Annotated in this window: 18 protein-coding genes; 12 read left to right on the forward strand and 6 right to left on the reverse strand. The window is 60.4% G+C overall.

Translation table 11 applies throughout. From position 1 onward, the window contains the following. Positions 1 to 59 precede the first annotated feature (59 nt). Both C0398_01035 and C0398_01040 read right to left on the reverse strand, forming a co-directional pair. Positions 60 to 947 (reverse strand): hypothetical protein, encoded by an 888-nt coding sequence (locus C0398_01035; protein MBA4364575.1) that lies wholly within the window; start codon positions 945 to 947, stop codon positions 60 to 62. 9 nt (positions 948 to 956) lie between these two features. After that, positions 957 to 1,610 (reverse strand): hypothetical protein, encoded by a 654-nt coding sequence (locus tag C0398_01040; GenBank protein ID MBA4364576.1) that lies wholly within the window; start codon positions 1,608 to 1,610, stop codon positions 957 to 959. 75 nt (positions 1,611 to 1,685) lie between these two features. Between C0398_01040 and C0398_01045 the strand changes: the two genes are divergently transcribed. From C0398_01045 to C0398_01060, 4 genes are read left to right on the forward strand one after another with little or no spacing between them, the layout of a single operon-like run. Further along, positions 1,686 to 2,159 carry a small multi-drug export protein gene (locus C0398_01045; GenBank protein ID MBA4364577.1) on the forward strand — a complete coding sequence of 158 codons (474 nt, stop codon included), beginning with the start codon at positions 1,686 to 1,688 and terminating at the stop codon, positions 2,157 to 2,159. A 41-nt stretch (positions 2,160 to 2,200) separates the two neighbouring features. Next, positions 2,201 to 2,950 carry a 16S rRNA (guanine(527)-N(7))-methyltransferase RsmG gene (gene rsmG / locus C0398_01050; protein MBA4364578.1) on the forward strand — a complete coding sequence of 250 codons (750 nt, stop codon included), beginning with the start codon at positions 2,201 to 2,203 and terminating at the stop codon, positions 2,948 to 2,950. Continuing rightward, positions 2,947 to 3,711, forward strand: a complete 765-nt coding sequence (locus C0398_01055; GenBank protein ID MBA4364579.1) for a sporulation initiation inhibitor Soj — start codon at positions 2,947 to 2,949, stop codon at positions 3,709 to 3,711. Before rsmG ends, C0398_01055 begins: the two co-directional genes overlap by 4 nt. Beyond that, on the forward strand, positions 3,698 to 4,582 hold the full coding sequence (locus C0398_01060; GenBank protein MBA4364580.1) for a hypothetical protein: 885 nt from the start codon (positions 3,698 to 3,700) through the stop codon (positions 4,580 to 4,582). Before C0398_01055 ends, C0398_01060 begins: the two co-directional genes overlap by 14 nt. Positions 4,583 to 4,658: 76 nt before the next feature. Here C0398_01060 and C0398_01065 read toward each other — a convergent pair whose 3' ends face one another. From C0398_01065 to C0398_01080, 4 genes are read right to left on the reverse strand one after another with little or no spacing between them, the layout of a single operon-like run. Beyond that, positions 4,659 to 5,720: a hypothetical protein gene (locus tag C0398_01065; protein MBA4364581.1), complete on the reverse strand. Its 1,062-nt coding sequence runs from the start codon at positions 5,718 to 5,720 to the stop codon at positions 4,659 to 4,661. A gap of 27 nt (positions 5,721 to 5,747) precedes the next feature. Next, complete coding sequence (locus C0398_01070) at positions 5,748 to 6,581, reverse strand: radical SAM protein (protein MBA4364582.1); 834 nt, start codon at positions 6,579 to 6,581, stop codon at positions 5,748 to 5,750. Positions 6,582 to 6,586: 5 nt separating this feature from the next. After that, entirely contained in the window at positions 6,587 to 6,844 is a 258-nt protein-coding gene (locus C0398_01075; protein MBA4364583.1) for a hypothetical protein, read from the reverse strand. Between the two features lie 43 nt (positions 6,845 to 6,887). Beyond that, entirely contained in the window at positions 6,888 to 8,261 is a 1,374-nt protein-coding gene (locus C0398_01080; GenBank protein MBA4364584.1) for a hypothetical protein, read from the reverse strand. A 226-nt stretch (positions 8,262 to 8,487) separates the two neighbouring features. On the opposite strand from C0398_01080, the gene C0398_01085 reads away from it, so the two are divergent. From C0398_01085 to C0398_01120, 8 genes are all read left to right on the forward strand, one after another. Beyond that, the gene (locus tag C0398_01085) at positions 8,488 to 9,108 is read left to right on the forward strand and encodes a hypothetical protein (protein ID MBA4364585.1); all 621 of its coding nucleotides are present in this window, start codon (positions 8,488 to 8,490) and stop codon (positions 9,106 to 9,108) included. Between the two features lie 72 nt (positions 9,109 to 9,180). Beyond that, positions 9,181 to 9,363 carry a hypothetical protein gene (locus C0398_01090; protein MBA4364586.1) on the forward strand — a complete coding sequence of 61 codons (183 nt, stop codon included), beginning with the start codon at positions 9,181 to 9,183 and terminating at the stop codon, positions 9,361 to 9,363. Between the two features lie 57 nt (positions 9,364 to 9,420). Further along, positions 9,421 to 9,999, forward strand: a complete 579-nt coding sequence (locus tag C0398_01095; GenBank protein MBA4364587.1) for a hypothetical protein — start codon at positions 9,421 to 9,423, stop codon at positions 9,997 to 9,999. Positions 10,000 to 10,075: 76 nt separating this feature from the next. Beyond that, the gene (locus tag C0398_01100; GenBank protein ID MBA4364588.1) at positions 10,076 to 10,882 is read left to right on the forward strand and encodes an S-methyl-5'-thioadenosine phosphorylase; all 807 of its coding nucleotides are present in this window, start codon (positions 10,076 to 10,078) and stop codon (positions 10,880 to 10,882) included. 3 nt (positions 10,883 to 10,885) lie between these two features. Beyond that, entirely contained in the window at positions 10,886 to 11,569 is a 684-nt protein-coding gene (locus C0398_01105) for a rhomboid family intramembrane serine protease (protein ID MBA4364589.1), read from the forward strand. Continuing rightward, a complete protein-coding gene (gene surE / locus C0398_01110) occupies positions 11,479 to 12,411 on the forward strand; it encodes a 5'/3'-nucleotidase SurE (protein ID MBA4364590.1) in 933 nt (310 codons plus the stop codon). The genes C0398_01105 and surE overlap by 91 nt, the downstream gene beginning before the upstream one ends. Before the next feature lie 42 nt (positions 12,412 to 12,453). After that, on the forward strand, positions 12,454 to 14,013 hold the full coding sequence (locus C0398_01115) for a hypothetical protein (protein ID MBA4364591.1): 1,560 nt from the start codon (positions 12,454 to 12,456) through the stop codon (positions 14,011 to 14,013). 74 nt (positions 14,014 to 14,087) lie between these two features. After that, entirely contained in the window at positions 14,088 to 15,392 is a 1,305-nt protein-coding gene (locus C0398_01120; protein MBA4364592.1) for a serine protease, read from the forward strand. Positions 15,393 to 15,504: the final 112 nt, after the last annotated feature.

Genomic DNA, 15,504 nt, shown 5'->3' on the forward strand with positions numbered 1-15,504 from the left:
TCATGAAAACGCCCTGACTCATACCTCAGGGCGTTTGACATCTCTGAGGAGAGGCAAGGTCAGACGGTGGACGGCGGATGGATCCGGATGAACTCAGCCTTCTCACGCAACTCCACAATGGAGCACGCGCCGACATAGCTGAGACTCTCGCGCACCTGCGTCGCAATGTGCGCCATGACCTGGGGGGCGGTGTCCGTCGTCAGCGTATTGAGGACGACGGCTGCGGCCCCGGCGGCAAGAGCCTTGACGACGCTTGCGGCAGAGCGCACACCCATGTTGCAGATGATCGGCCTCCCGTAGAGGGACGCGACGTCCTCGACCTCCATGAGAGCGGACAGCTCGGGAACGCCAACGCCGGACAGCTCTGTCGCCTCTGCAAAGGAACTGAACCCACTACCAACGACGACGATGTCCGCGCCGGCATCGATGACGTCTTTGGCTCCTGCGCGCGTCTGAACGTTGCCGACCATGAGTGGCAGCCAGTCATACTCTGCTTTCACCGCCTGGATCTGGCGAAGAATCACGAGGCGGTCAGCATGCGGCACATCCACGACGATGACATCTGTCCAGACTTCCGCAAGCGCGCCTATCCATTCCAGCGCGCCCTCCCGTTCGAGATCAACGAGGGCGCCAACCACGGGGCGGCCCTTGAGGTCACAGGCCGCCCCGTCATCCTTGCACGTGAGCTCCTTGACCTTGCGCACCTCATGCGCCTGATCCTCGACACTCCCAAACAGAGGGATGATGCCGATGCCGCCCGCCCGCGCGACGGTTGAAGCCAGGCGATAGTCAGCCGCAAACTGACGCGCCGACGTGACGAACGGTGAACACAGCACGACATTGGTCGAGAGCCTCGATTCGAGGCTGACGTCGGATGCACCGACCTCGCTTCGGCGAGGAAGAAGCATGACGTCGTCAAAGAACAGGCCTTCCCGAAGTCCCGGCATCCTGCCCTCCTACTTCCTGCTCCAGAGGCCGAAGAACCCTCGACGTTGTGTCTGTTCCCGTTCCACATCCTGAGGGATACCTGGAACATCTACCTCGGCTGCAAGCCCCGCCTCTATGAATCCGTAGAGCGCCTTCGACACAGCGACACTCCCCTTGCCGGTCTTCCTGGCAATCTCACGCATCGATGCCTTGCCATCCAGTTGTGCCATCACCTGCCACTGCTCCCTGGTAAGGATCAAGTCCTTGGTAGCGCCGTCCACCCTCAGGGCATAGACCACATCCAGGGAACCAAGCCGCCGGCGCATAGAATTCCACTCGTCGAGAGCGGCCGTCACCTGAAGGACGATGTCTGCAACCGGCACAGACTGGTCCTTGGTCTTCGCTGTCTCACCGCTCGCAAACGAGAAACTTCCTTCGCGGAGACTGAACAAGTCAACAAGGGAACTGTATGCCGTACCGGGACCGACCTCGACAGAGACCATTCGCGAATCCTCGATGTAGAACGTCGCCTGGACGCGCCCACCAAAGATCGACGTCCCCTCGAGATTGAGGCGGCCGGTCCCCTTGCCCTGGACAATCGTCTGGAGGACTTCGTCCACCTGACAGTTGCCGAACTTCCCCTCAAGCATCCTTGACCCCCAGTTCCACAGCGTATAGCGCATGTCTATTGTACTCCGGTGCCCGGCATTTTACAACGTTCGCGTTGCATCCTTGGAGGCCTCCGGTATACTGGGAGAGTGTCCACACTCGTGCAAAATATCCTTCATATCTTTCTCATCACCATCATCCCGGGCGTCGAGGTCCGCGGCGCGCTGCCATATGCCATCGGCGTGCTCAAGATGCCCGTGTGGGAGGCGCTGCTGGTCGCAACGCTTGCCAACCTGTGCATCGCTCCGCTGTTCTATCTCCTCGAGAAGCCCGCACTCGCCATTGTGTCAAAGTGGACATGGTTCCAGCGCTACCGCACCCGTCTCGCCGTGCGCAGCAAGTCCTCCTTGGCGAAGTATGGGCTCTTCGTTGGTCTCGCGCTGTTCGTGGCCATTCCGCTGCCAGGGACCGGCGCCTACACAGGATGCCTGATCGCTGAGTTCACACGGATGAAGAAGAGTTATGCAATCGCATCCATCTCGCTGGGCGTCCTGGGGGCGTGCACGATTGTCTTTCTCGCATCGATCGGCGTCATCAAGGGTGTCCTTGCGAAGTGGCTCTGAACATCAGGTTGTTCCACGTGGAACAGTGACCGGAGGACCGCATGGATAGTGGCAGAGAGTTCGGTTCGACACAACTTCTTGCCGTCGTACGGCAGTCAATGGCCACCTTCGCTACAGCACTGCCTCTCACGGCGAAGCCGACGATATGCACCGACGCATTCTGCGCGGGGCTGGTATCGTTTCTGACCCTGCTTGTCAAGACCAATGAGGTCATGAACTTGACGTCTGACGCCGATCCTGAGCACCTGCTCGCGACGCACGTCCGCGACTCGCTGGCACCCTTGCTCGTGGGTCTCGAGGCCCCGCGCGCGCTCCTCGACATCGGGACGGGGGGAGGCTTCCCAGTTGTTCCCCTTGCACTAGCATGGCCAACCACGGCGGTAACGATGACGGAATCGGTCGGCAAGAAAGCCCTCTTTCTGGAGAGCCTCGTGAGCGGCGTGCCCCTTCCCCGGGGACGAGTCGTCCATGGACGGGTCGAAGACCATGCGAGCGCCCCGCCCGAACGAGCCTTCGATATGATCACCGCCAGGGGCGTCGCCCACATCGCAACAGTCCTTCAGTACGCTCTCCCTCTCCTTGCGAGTAATGGCAGGCTGGTGCTGTGGAAAGGAGAACGCGACCTCGCCGAACTCCAGGACCCACCGTTCGTGGCTACGCTGCATCGCGTCCACTGTACGGCCACGGTTCTTGACTATGCCCTGCCGGGTGTTGAACGCAATTCCAAGCTCGTCATACTGCAGGTGACTCCGACCCTCAGCGGCCGGTTGTCCAGGAGGAACGGCTCGTGAGAATCATCGCCATTGCCAATCAGAAGGGCGGTGTGGGCAAGACGACCACCGCATTGTCGCTCGCCGCATCGCTCGCCGAGCTCAACCATCACGTCCTGCTTGTCGACTTCGATCCGCAGGCTAATGCAACCACAGGCCTCGGGCTCAACGCAGCGGAACTCACATCCAACATCTACACGTGCCTGTTGTCCGGCGATCCGATCGAAAAGGCGATCCAGCCCAGCCACGAACGCAATCTCTCGCTGGTCCCGTCGTCAATCAACCTGGCGGCGGCCGAGCTGGAACTGGCTGACATGGATCGCCGCGAGTACGTCCTTCAGAGTCGCTTGGCTGCCCTGGACGGGTCCTGGGATTACATCATCATCGACAGCCCTCCATCGCTCGGGCTTCTGACCCTCAACACGCTGACAGCGGCGCACGAGGTCCTCGTCCCCATCCAGAGTGAGTACTATGCACTGGAAGGCTTGACGAACCTGCTGCGAACAATCAGTCTGGTCAAGCAGCGTCTAAACCCGGAACTTGCTCTGCTGGGCATCCTGGTGACCATGTTCGACAAACGGACCATCCTGTCCGCACAGGTCAAGGATGAGCTTGTCAAGCACTTCGGAGAGACCGTCTTCACCGCCGTCATCCCCAGGAGCATACGCATGAGCGAGGCGCCCAGCTATGGCAAGACCATCCTGGAATATGACACGCTTTCCACCGGTGCCGAGGCGTACCGGCAGCTCGCCAAGGAGGTAGAATCCCGTGAACAACAGTAAGCGTCTTGGACGAGGGCTCGACGCCCTTTTCGCCAGCGAACCGACGCAGCCCACCTTGTCGGGAGACAGGGGGATTCGCATGCTGCGCCCTGACCAGATCGTCCCGTCGTCGCTGCAGCCACGCCGCCGCTTCGATGAGGCAGCGCTCGCAACACTGGGCGAGAGTATCCGCAAACACGGCATCCTTGAGCCCATCATCGTGCGCCCACGGGACGGCCAGTTCGAGATCGTCGCCGGAGAACGCCGCTTCCAGGCTGCCGTTCAGGTGGGCCTCGAACAAGTTCCGGTAACGGTCCGCGACCTCGACGACCGCACGACCATGGAGGTCGCTCTGTCAGAAAACCTGGAACGCGAGGACCTGTCGCCTATCGAGGTCGCCGTCTCCTTCAGCGAGTACCTCACCAAGTTTGGGACGACCCAGGACGAGCTCGCACAGCGTCTCGGCAAGGACCGAAGCACGGTCGCCAATCTCATCCGCCTGCTGGACCTTCCGGAGACCGCGCGTACCGCCCTGGACAATAGGACCATCACCGCCGGGCATGCCCGTGCACTCCTGCCACTCAAGGACCAGAGACAGCTTGGCGCAGTGTTGGCAGACGTGGTCCGCAGGCAGCTTTCGGTCCGTCAGACCGAGGCGCTTGTTCGGCGCCTGCTGACAAAGAAGCCCCGCGCGGGCGCCGTGCATGACGAGGCGCTGCGCAACATCCAGGAGACCATGCAGAAACTGCTGGCCACGCGCGTCAACATACGGGGGCGGGTCAACAAGGGCATCATCGAGATCAGCTACTTCAATCAGGAAGATCTCTTGCGCATCCTTGGCATCCTCAACTCCCAGGAAGATACCAGCAACGAGATCGGCCACGCAAACTGACCCCATCGACCACTGTCTGCGACAGAGCCCCTACGTCGTGTCAGGGCTCTGTCATTTCGTCAGCAATCGGCCTATGTCAGCTCTTGGAGTCCGGGCTCTCTTCAGCTCTGAGGCAGTGCGGCATGTCTCCCGAGGGACTGCCTTCTCCTCCACTATGCCGCATCTCCGTGAAATCGAACCCGTCGACCTTCAACTCCTCGATGAACTGGTCAATCTCTCGTTGCACCGCCCCCGTCGGCACGTTCGGAAAGTTGAACATGGTACCGCCGGGAACCTCGGTATAGAACGGCCTGTTGCACCCCGGGCATCCATGTGTCACAAACACGAAGTGCCTCTGCAGGAATGACCGGATCTGCGCTTCACTGAGACCGAGACCGTGCATGCTCTCCCGGGCGTCGTAGGCGACACAGAAACGCTCTTCCTCCTGCCAATCCAGCAGCCCGAGCAGCAGCTGAAGCTTGCGGTAGGACACCAGCGCCGGGGAAACACCGTGTTCCATACGCGTGCCGCGAACTGGAGTAAAGGCGAACAGCGACACCAGGACACCTGCACGGTGCAACTCGAGCATCAGCTCGGCAGCCTCCATCTCATCCTCTCCCAGCCCGACAATGAGGTGTGTCGAGATATGGCCGGGATACCTCCCGGCTAGATCCTTGACCAGCGTGACCGACTCGGCCAATGACCCACCCCGAAGCTGAGGATGGAGGCGTTCGGAGCAGCAGTCGATCGCGACACCGATGCGCTGCACGCCTGCATCAAACAATTGGTCCGCCTCTTCGTGCTTTGTCACCCTGTACGACACGGAAATCGGCACGCCGCTTGCCTCGTGGATCCGTGGCACGAGCGCGAGCAGCTGTCTGAGCACTCCGCGTGAAGCAGTCGTCTGAAAACAGACTCTCTGGAACACTCCAGGATGCGTGACAAACGCTTCGACCAGCTGATTCTCGCCGACCTCGGGCCAGCTGATGCGCGAAAGATAGCTGTGATCACCGACGGCGCCCCGTCCCTGTCCACAGTAGGCACAGTCGCCTGTGCATCTGCCGCTGGTCATCAGATACGCCGTCGTCGGCATGGCGGCCATGCGGATATCCCGCAGACCCAGGATGGACAGCGTGCCGATGCTTGCCCGAAGACTCACCGACCCACCTGTCTGTGCACTCGCGCGTCACTTATAGAAGACACAGCACTCCTCCACCTGATCTGCATCCTCTGCCGTCGACTGCTCACCGACGACGCCCCGGAACTGATACCGTTCCGCCAGATGCACCAGCTGCTCGCCGTACCCAGCCACCCTGGGATGCATGCAGCCCAGCACGAGGTCGGCCGACGGAAGCTTCAGTCTCGCATAGGCGAACACCGACTCCACGTCATCGATCGGAACAACAGGTGCGCTGTCGTAGACTGTCCCCTCCGTGGGGACGAGGACCAGAAAGACCAATGATGCCGGCTGAAACGCGATCAGTGAATCGATTGCCGCATATTCTCCGACAACGACGCCGCCCTTGAGGCCGATCGTAAGGTGAAGGTTGACTCGCTGCTTCGCGGACGTCAGTGCCTTCGAGCCGCCCGCTGCCGAGAACGCGTCCGTCCAGCCCTGGGCTGCGTGCAGATAGTCAGCGCCAGATCGCTGCAGATGATAGACGTCATGGACAGTCCCATCGTCCCACACATAGTCGAGGGAGACCTTGTCGAAGAAGGGGGCCAGCGCATGGATGTCCTCATCCGACTGCAGGCCAGCGTGAGCGTTGATGCGTATTCCCTGCTCGTGAACCCACGTGATGAATGCCAGATGCTCTACCAGGGGCAGGCGCCCGCGAGTGTCGCTTCCGCCGGACAGAAGGATGCTCCGGTATGCTCCCGATTCAAGAACCCGACGGGCCGCAGTGACAGGAACCATATGCTGGAGGTAGTGCCCGTTGCAGTGGTTGCAGTGCAACACACATTCCCCACCTGTGACGGACACGGAAAGTGTCCGCCTGGGAAGGCAGTTGAAGACCATGCCTCTCAGGTTTTCCGGCCTATCTGTGGCATGTCGTTGGCAATGACAAGGGAGACGCTGAGCCTGTCAGCCACTGCAATGGCCTGATATGCCTTGTTGATGGCGGAGAGGACCGTATCCATCTCGCCATAGCAGCTCACCGCCATGTTGCCGACGACACACCGGACACCGGCTGCCTCGAGCGCACTCTCGAACTCCTTGATCACCGCCACCGTTCTCGAACCATCGTACGGAAACAGAATTGCCTGGACTTCAACGTTCACGAAACGACCTTCCTTTCCGGCCCCGGCAGGGGCGAACTGCGAACTACAGATTGTCGAGATCGTCGAGGGAGCCGGACAGCGTAGCAAGGACCCGTGGATCCCATCGTCCCTCGTCAGTCTCCTTGCGAAGGATTTCCAGAGCCTGGTCGCGGGCGAACGCCGGACGGTACGGCCGGTCGCTCGTCAAGGCTTCAAAGCTGTCGGCCACACCTACAATCCGCACAAACAGGGAAACCTGATCCCCTTTCAGGCCGTCAGGATACCCCGAACCGTCCATCTTCTCATGATGATGTCGGACAACCTCGGCCACCTCACTGAATCCATGGACAGGTTTGATGATCTTCTCCCCGTACTCGCTGTGTCGCTGCATCTCCGCCCACTCTGAGGCATCGAGCTTGCCCGGCTTGGAGAGGACCTCTCTCCGTATGACCAGCTTGCCGACGTCATGCAGCGAGCCCGCCATCTCCAGGACCCACAGCCCATGCCCCTGGATGCCCATCCTCTTGCCAAGGATGACGCTGATGCTGGCGACCTTCTGGTTGTGATGCGGCTCCGTGGCCTCGGCCAGTTCGATGGCATTCGTGATGACGCCAACGACCTCGGACAACGCAAAGCGCTGTTTGGTCATCCCCCTCAGTCGCGTCAGGGAATGCATGCGAACGCGCAGTTCTTCCCACGATACGGGCTTATTGAGAAACTCGTCGATACCGCACTCGAACCCCTTGAGTTTGTCCACGAGTCCCGACAGCACCGTCAACATGATGACGGGCGTCGTGCCCAGCCGCTCTGTTGCGCGAATCTCCTTCACGACCTCGAACCCGTTGATGTCGGGCAGAAGTCCGTCCAGCAGAATGACGTCGAAGTTGTCGGTAGCAGTCTGCTCGATTCCTTCCTGACCCGTCCGCACCCATGTGACCTGGTATCCCCAGCTGGTCAGCTGCTCCGACAGCGCGGCCCCATCTAGTGCGCTGTCCTCGACGATCAGGACGGGCGCCTGGTCGCCCTCTCCCTGACGTTCACGGGAGAAGAAGACCAGCTCGACCCTGCGAATCATGTCGTCGTAGGTGATAGGTTTGACGACATAATCGAATGCCCCCATCTGCATGGCCTTCATGACGTCGTCGTCCTTGCTGATGGCAGACACGACAATGATGGGGATGCTCTTGGTCGACAGAGCGGTACGAAGAGTCTCGAGAACGGTCAGGCCGGTAATATCCGGCAGACGGAGATCGAGCAGAATCAGCCCGGGTTGTTCCTTGACAGCCAGGTCAATGCCTTCCCAACCCGTGCTTGCGGTGACCGCCGTATAGCCCGCTCGTCGCAGCATGTCACCATACAGCCGCAGGCTTTCGACGTCATCGTCGACCACGAGGACCTTTCGTTCCACCAGCACACCCCCGGTTCCGTCCTTGTTCATCGCCCGCTTCCAACAAGCGCGCGGAGACACAACAGCAACTGCACTCCCAACAACACACTAATTGTGTATTATCTATACATCCGGACAAAAATGCAACTCCGGGAGCAAGAGCTGCGAACGGTGAAATGGCAGACAGCCGGACCTCGGAGGCACCAATGGGCAACTTCATCGAAACGAACTTGCGGGGACTACTCGACAGAATGGAGAGTCCACGGGGCGGACAACCATGACTACCTATACCCGTTCGACCCTGGTCGTTCACTCGGCCTCCGGACATTCGGGCAAGACCACGATCTGCCGCTCTCTCGTAAGGGACCTTCCTTTTGACGTGTATATCAAGCTTTCACGGCACAGCCTGCACCTCGCGACGCGCTCGCTGGCGACCGGGACACTGCCCCTCGAAGGAGGTGACACTGGACGCCTGAGTCAGTCGGAACGCTCTCCATGGTTGCGGCCGTTACGTGACATCATTCTCCTCGACGGACCTCATCGGGAGACAGAGGAGGCAGTGGCCACGACTCTTCAGCGGTGGCCTGCAGAGACACCCGTTCTCATCGAAGGCAACTGCTCCTCCGTCCCGGAGAGGTCGCGATACATGTACGTCCTCCGATGCCCCCTGCTGCAGAGCGCCAAGTCCAATATGGGCATTATGGCAGCCCGGGCAGATCTGCTCGTCGTGAACAGGTTCCCTGGCTGTACGCCGGCCGAAGAGGCAGCCCTTCTTGCATTGCTCAGAGACTGGAACCCCCACGCGAACGAGGTCTCAGGATCCGTACAGGACATGGCGTTCATCGAGACGGTCGAAGCGGCCGTCCTCGAACTTCTGCCCGTGCTGCGCTCCGCTTGAAAATGTGCCCCCGCATGACAGACTGTACTGTCGTCACCTGCAGCTGGTAGAATCAGGAACCAGGAGGCTCCCATGGAAGATGTTGCACAGGAAGTCCGCGATGAACTGCTCAAGGCAGCGACCGACGGATTTATCGATTGTGGCAAGGCACTAGGCATCGCCCGCAAGTTGGACGTCGACCCCAGAGTCGTGGGCAAGGCCTGCAACCTGTTGCACCTACGGGTCCGTTCCTGTTCACTCGGCCTGTTCGACTAGCCGTTGCCAGCGCTCATCGTCCTCGCCACTGCTGCGGCAGTCGTGGCGGTCCTGCTGATGCCGTTCTCGCTTCTCGTCAACTTCCTGCCGCTCCAGAGACTCCTGCTTTCCATGGTCGGCACAACGGGAGGCGCCGCTCCCCGCTTTAGTGTGGCTGAAGCCGTCCACCGCGTCACAGACCTGCTCGCGTACCTTGCACTCCGCAGACCTCTGCCGGACAACGGCTTCTATTCGTCCTTGGAGCTTGCTCACATGGGCGACGTCCAGGCGATCTTCCAGGCTGTCTATCTGACAGCCCTTGTCTCATGCCTGCTGACGGCTGTTCTTATTACTCTCCTTCGCAGAGGGGAGGGTGACGTTCGCCACGTTGTTCGCGCCGCCGGCATCACCGTGCTCGCCATCGTTGCCGCTCTGGGAGCCATCTCGGTCGCCATCGGATTTGATGCATTGTTTATCGCCTTCCACGAGCTCGCTTTTGCGAACGACTTCTGGCTCCTCCCTGAAGACTCCGGACTCATCCGCCTGTTCCCCGAGGAGTACTTCATGAACTACTTCTTCGTCGCACTCGGTGCGAGTGTCATCACCGCCCTTTTCCTCACAATGCTGTCACGCCCGAGGCGCACCCGCCGGCTTTAACCATCGCTCTTTGCTGGTATACTCCTTAGGTAAGCAGCCAGGCACAGCCCCGCTGTGCATCACAAAGGAGACACACATGGAACAACGTGCTGAAATCGGGATCATCGGTGGTTCCGGGTTCTATTCCTTGCTCGAAAACGCGCAGGACATCAACGTCGAAACACCATATGGCACTCCGTCAGACCTCATCTCGCTGGGCGAGATTGCGGGCCGCAAGGTGGCGTTCCTTCCCCGTCACGGCAAGCACCATCGGCTTCCGCCTCATATGATCAACTACCGTGCCAACATCTGGGCTCTCAAGTCCCTCGGCGTCCGCCACATCATCGCTCCTACCGCCGTCGGTTCGCTGCAGCCAGACATCAAGGTGGGAGACCTCGTGGTCACCGACCAGTTCGTCGACCGGACGCGCCGCGCAGATACGACATTCTACAACGGCCCTGTCGTCACCCACATCTCCACGGCGGATCCGTATTGCCCTGTCCTCAACAAGATCGCAGTCGCGACCATCAGGAGCCTCGGTCTGCCGGTGCACGACGGCGGCACCTGCGTGGTCATCGAGGGACCCCGGTTCTCCACCAAGGCCGAGAGCAACTGGTTCACCCGCATGGGCTGGCATACCATCAACATGACGCAGTATCCAGAGGTCTCCCTGGCACGCGAGCAAGCCATGTGCTACTGCAACATCTCGGTCATCACAGACTACGACGCCGGGCTGGTCGCAGAGGAAGCAGTCGACCCTGTCAGCAACGAGGCGGTCATCAAGGCGTTCATGGCCAATCTCAAGAACCTTGTGACCATTATCGAGAAGATGGTGCCGCAGATCCCCGGCCCAGACGAAGACTGCACCTGCTTCCACGCCCTGGACGGCGCCAGCATAGGCTGATCCATGCTTCCCATCCGCGACGACAATCCCACTCGCACCTTCCCCCTGATCACGTTTCTGCTGATCCTGGCCAATGGTCTCGTGTGGCTGTGGGAGGTGTCCCTTGGCGGAGGAGCGGCTCTGAACCATTTCTACTACCAGTTCGGCTTCATCCCCGGCGTCCTGACGGGCGCTTATGAGGCCCCATCGTGGGCGGTAGCCCCGTATGTCCTGACGGCCCTGACATCGATGTTCATGCACGGAAGCTGGAGCCACATCCTCGGCAACATGCTGTTCCTGTGGATCTTTGGCAACAACATCGAGGATCATCTCGGCCACGGCAAGTACCTACTGTTCTATTTGACGGGGGGCGTGACGGCTGCCATGGTTCACCTGCTTTCCGGACCGTCCTCCAAGGTCCCCACTATCGGGGCGAGCGGAGCCATCGCGGCCGTCATGGGAGCGTACTTCTTCCTGTACCCCAGAGCCAAGGTTCAGACCCTGGTCTTCTTCATCTTCATCACGTCCGTACGTCTGCCCGCCTGGGTCTTCCTTGGTGTCTGGTTCGTGATGCAGCTGTTCGAGGGAACGTTCGGCGCAGCCCAGGGGGTCGCTGTATGGGCGCACGTGGGAGGTTTCCTGTTTGGCGTTCTGATTGCGTGGATAACCAGCAGGAGAGGACGGGCCCGCACAGAGTACGAGGTCTGAGGAGGACACACATGCACATCCTTGTCACCAATGACGATGGGTTGTGGGCGCAGGGGATCCAAGCTCTTGTCGCCGCAATCCCTGCGGAACACACGATTTCGGTCGTCGCGCCCGCGTCTCCCCAGAGTGCCAAAGGGCACTCCCTCACCATGCACAAGCCTCTGCGGGCCACCAGGGTGGAAGGCTACGTCCACTCCGGTGTCGATGCTTGGGCTGTGTCGGGCACTCCCGTCGATTGCATGATGCTGGCCCTCGACGAACTGGTGAAGCAGAGGGTCGATATTGTTTTCTCCGGTATCAACCACGGCGACAACCTGGGCGACGACCTGCCATACTCCGGTACGGTATCGGGCGCCCATGAGGCCTTTCTGTCCGGGTACCCCAGTGTGGCATTCTCCACCGCATTCCCACGGACAGGAAGCTCTGGGTTCGATTTCAGCCCCATCGCTTGGTTCCTGAAGCAGATGCTTCCTCTCATCCCGGAACTCATCGGGATCAATCAGCCCCTCACGAAGAGCTTCAGCAGCGCTCTCAATGGGAGCCTATTTCTCAATATCAACGCACCCAATTGTCCGGCTTCCGAGGTCAGGGGAATCCGGGTTGTCCCTCAGGGACGCCGCCGCTATGCGCATCGCGTCACCGCCAGCGTGGACCAGTTTGGAGCCCCCATCTACTGGATAGGGGGAGAGATCCCACCCATACCGCAGGAAGGAACCGATGTGACCGCCATTGCTGACGGGTACATCAGTGTCACGCCCCTGGGCATCGACCTGACGGACTATGTCCTTCTGGGGCGGCTGCTCCAACTCGGCACGTTCGCCGACCTCATGCCGACCCCGTAGTAGACGGACCAGCAACTGGCACCACGAAGGAGGTTCCTGCTCATGGCACGGTTCACAATGCTGGACGGCGCCACCACCATTGGCGGCACCAAGCTTCTGTTCGAGGCGGGCGCGTCTCCTGATGCAACGCGTCTCCTGTTTGATTTCGGGCTCAGCTACGCCACCATGGGCTCATACTTCGAGGAATTCCTTACCCCGCGCACTTCTGCGGGCCTCACCGACTACCTGACGACAGGTCTGCTGCCAAAGCTGCGATTCTACCGCTCTGACCTCACAGCACTCCTTCGCGAAATGCAGCCTGAACTGGCGGCACAACTGACGGACCCTGGTCACATCGACGCATGCTTCATCACGCACGCGCATGTCGACCACACGGGTTCGATCTCGTTTCTGGATGAGACCATCCCGCTCTATGCCACACCGGTCACGGCTGCCGTTCTGCGGGCAGTCGAGGAGACGCAGTTCAGCTCCGGTCCGGAGAATAGCGTGACCGACTTCATCCTGCGGCCCAACCTGGGCGCCAACAAGCACGGCCAGCGACAGCTTGCCGACCTAAACGGGCCCATGCAGTTTCACGACTGCCGCGTGACATCCTTCCCGGTCGATCACAGCATCCCCGGCGCGTGCGCCTACCTCGTCGAGTATGACGGGGGCACGCTCGTGTACACGGGAGACCTCCGGTTCCATGGTCGCATGGGCCATGTGACGGAGGGCAGTATCGAGCAGCTCGCCGCAGTCCACCCTGACGCTCTCGTGATCGAAGGCACCAACCTTCGTTCGAGCGAGGGCGCGCCGGCTCACGACACGGCATTCCACCGACGCTTTGCGTTCTGGTCCGAGAAAGATGTCGAGACGAAAGCGCTCGAAGAGATCCAGAAGGCTCCGGGGCTGGTCATGGCAGACTTCGGCATGAAAGACCTGGACCGCCTCATGACCTTTCAGCGCGTAGCCCATGCCACCGGACGCAGGCTGGCCATCCTTCCGCGTGACGCCTACATCGTTCGGCTGGCACAGGAGGCAGGCTATCCCACCATCGACCTGGAAGACTCGGAGCTCGTCCTGTACGTCAAGCGCGCCGGCAGCGGAACGTATGAAAAGGGAGACATCAAGCAGGACTGGGCCCGATCGACACTCCTGCACTTCGCCGGCGGCGATCCAGATTCCGTGGACCCAAAGGAGCGGCGAGACGCCGTAGAGGACGTCCTCAACGGGTCATGCTCTCGCATCGTCAGGGCGGCCGACGTCGCCGCGCACCAGTCGGACTACCTGCTTTCGCTGGGCTACTGGGATGTCCAGGAGCTGTGCGACCTGCATCCTGCTCCCGAGTCGCTGTACATCCATTCGTCGGCCGAGGCCTTCAACGAGGAGATGTCCTGGAGTCAGGAGCGTCTGGCCCGCTGGTTGGACCTTACCGGTATGGATTCGGTGCATATCCACGCCTCCGGGCATGCTTCGCAGGAAGACCTCTTCCGCATCGTCGAGCGGCTTGCTCCAAGGCACGTGTATCCCGTCCACACTGAGCATGCCGAACACTATGTCGAACGATTCGGAGATATGGTCAGTCTCGTGCAGAATGGCAAGGGCGTGCTCCTGGCACCTTAGAAATCCCCGGTCTCGTGGCGATTTCCTCACAATCTCTGTAACAAAAACGGGCATAGTTACGTATACACAGGTGTATGTGGCAAGCACCCCTGTTGCAGGTGAGGAGGTACGACATGATAGATGAGAATGGCTTCATCAAGCCAGATGCTAAGGAGACTGAGCAGCTGGACACATCGAACACAGTAGAAGGCTATGTCACGCCTGAGACTCCCCCAACCGTCCCGGCGTATAGCACGCCTTTCCCTCTACCTCAGCCCGCCGCCCGGCCTTCGAATCCCGGCCGCGTGCTCCTGGTGTGGGGACTCATCATCGGATTGCTGCTCGGCAGCGTCTTGGGCGGAATCCTGGGCAACTATGTTGTCATGTCCAACCCGGGAACGTTCCCCTGGGCACGCACGGTATCGACGGCGTATCCAAGAACGACCGGCTCAGGAACGACCATCGTCACGACCGAAGAACAGGCCATCGAGAACGCTGTCAAGGTCGCTTCCCCTGCCGTGGTCCAGATTAACATCACCTCGGTCAGCCAGAACCCCTTTGGCTTCTCGTCGGGACAGCAGGACGGTCTCGGGTCGGGTTTCATCATCACGTCTGACGGCTATGTGCTGACCAACAACCATGTCGTGGAGAATGCCACCAAGATCACCGTCATGCTCAAAGACGGGCGCGAGTTTCGTGGCCAGGTTGTGGGCACAGACGCCACCAGCGACGTCGCCGTGGTAAAGATCAGTGGCACCAACCTCCCGATGGTGCAGCTTGGTGACTCGTCAATGCTGACCGTGGGTCAGAAGGTCATCGCCATTGGCAACCCCTATGGCCTGAGCCAGACGGTCACCACCGGCGTCATCTCGGCCCTCGAGCGGAACGTTCAGGTGTCCCAGACCGAGACCCTTGTGGGTGTCGTTCAGACTGACGCGGCCATCAACCCCGGCAACTCGGGAGGACCCCTGGTCGACCTGTCCGGTCGCGTCGTCGGTATCAACACCATAATCTACCAGAACGCGCAAGGTCTTGGATTCTCCGTCTCGGTCAACACGGCGCGCAAGGTGTATGACGCTATCATCAAGGATGGCAAGGTGACCTGGCCTGCCCTCGGTATCCAGGGAGCCACCCTCACGACCTCCATCGTCGACCAGTACAGCCTCAAGGTCTCCCAAGGCGTCTACATCGTCCAGATCACGTCTGGATCCGGGGCACAGGCTGCCGGGCTCAAGGCCGGGGACGTCATCACGGCGATCGACGACAAACCGATGACCACAATCGATGGAGTCCTCGGCTACATCCGGTCCAGGAACGTCGGTGACACGGTCCAGGTCGTCGCCGACCGCAAGGGCACCACCAAGACGTTTGCTGTCACACTGAAAGCCCTCAACCAGTAGACTCCTACCTGTTCAGTCTTGATATGCAACCCCGGCACCCCTGTGCCGGGGTTGTTCCAAATCGCCCTCGCCTTGCCAACAATGAAAACAGGACAATCCTGTTCATGGACGC

Origin of the sequence: Coprothermobacter sp. (genome assembly GCA_013824685.1) — a bacterium.
In the GTDB taxonomy this organism is placed as follows: Bacteria; Caldisericota; Caldisericia; order Cryosericales; family Cryosericaceae; genus Cryosericum.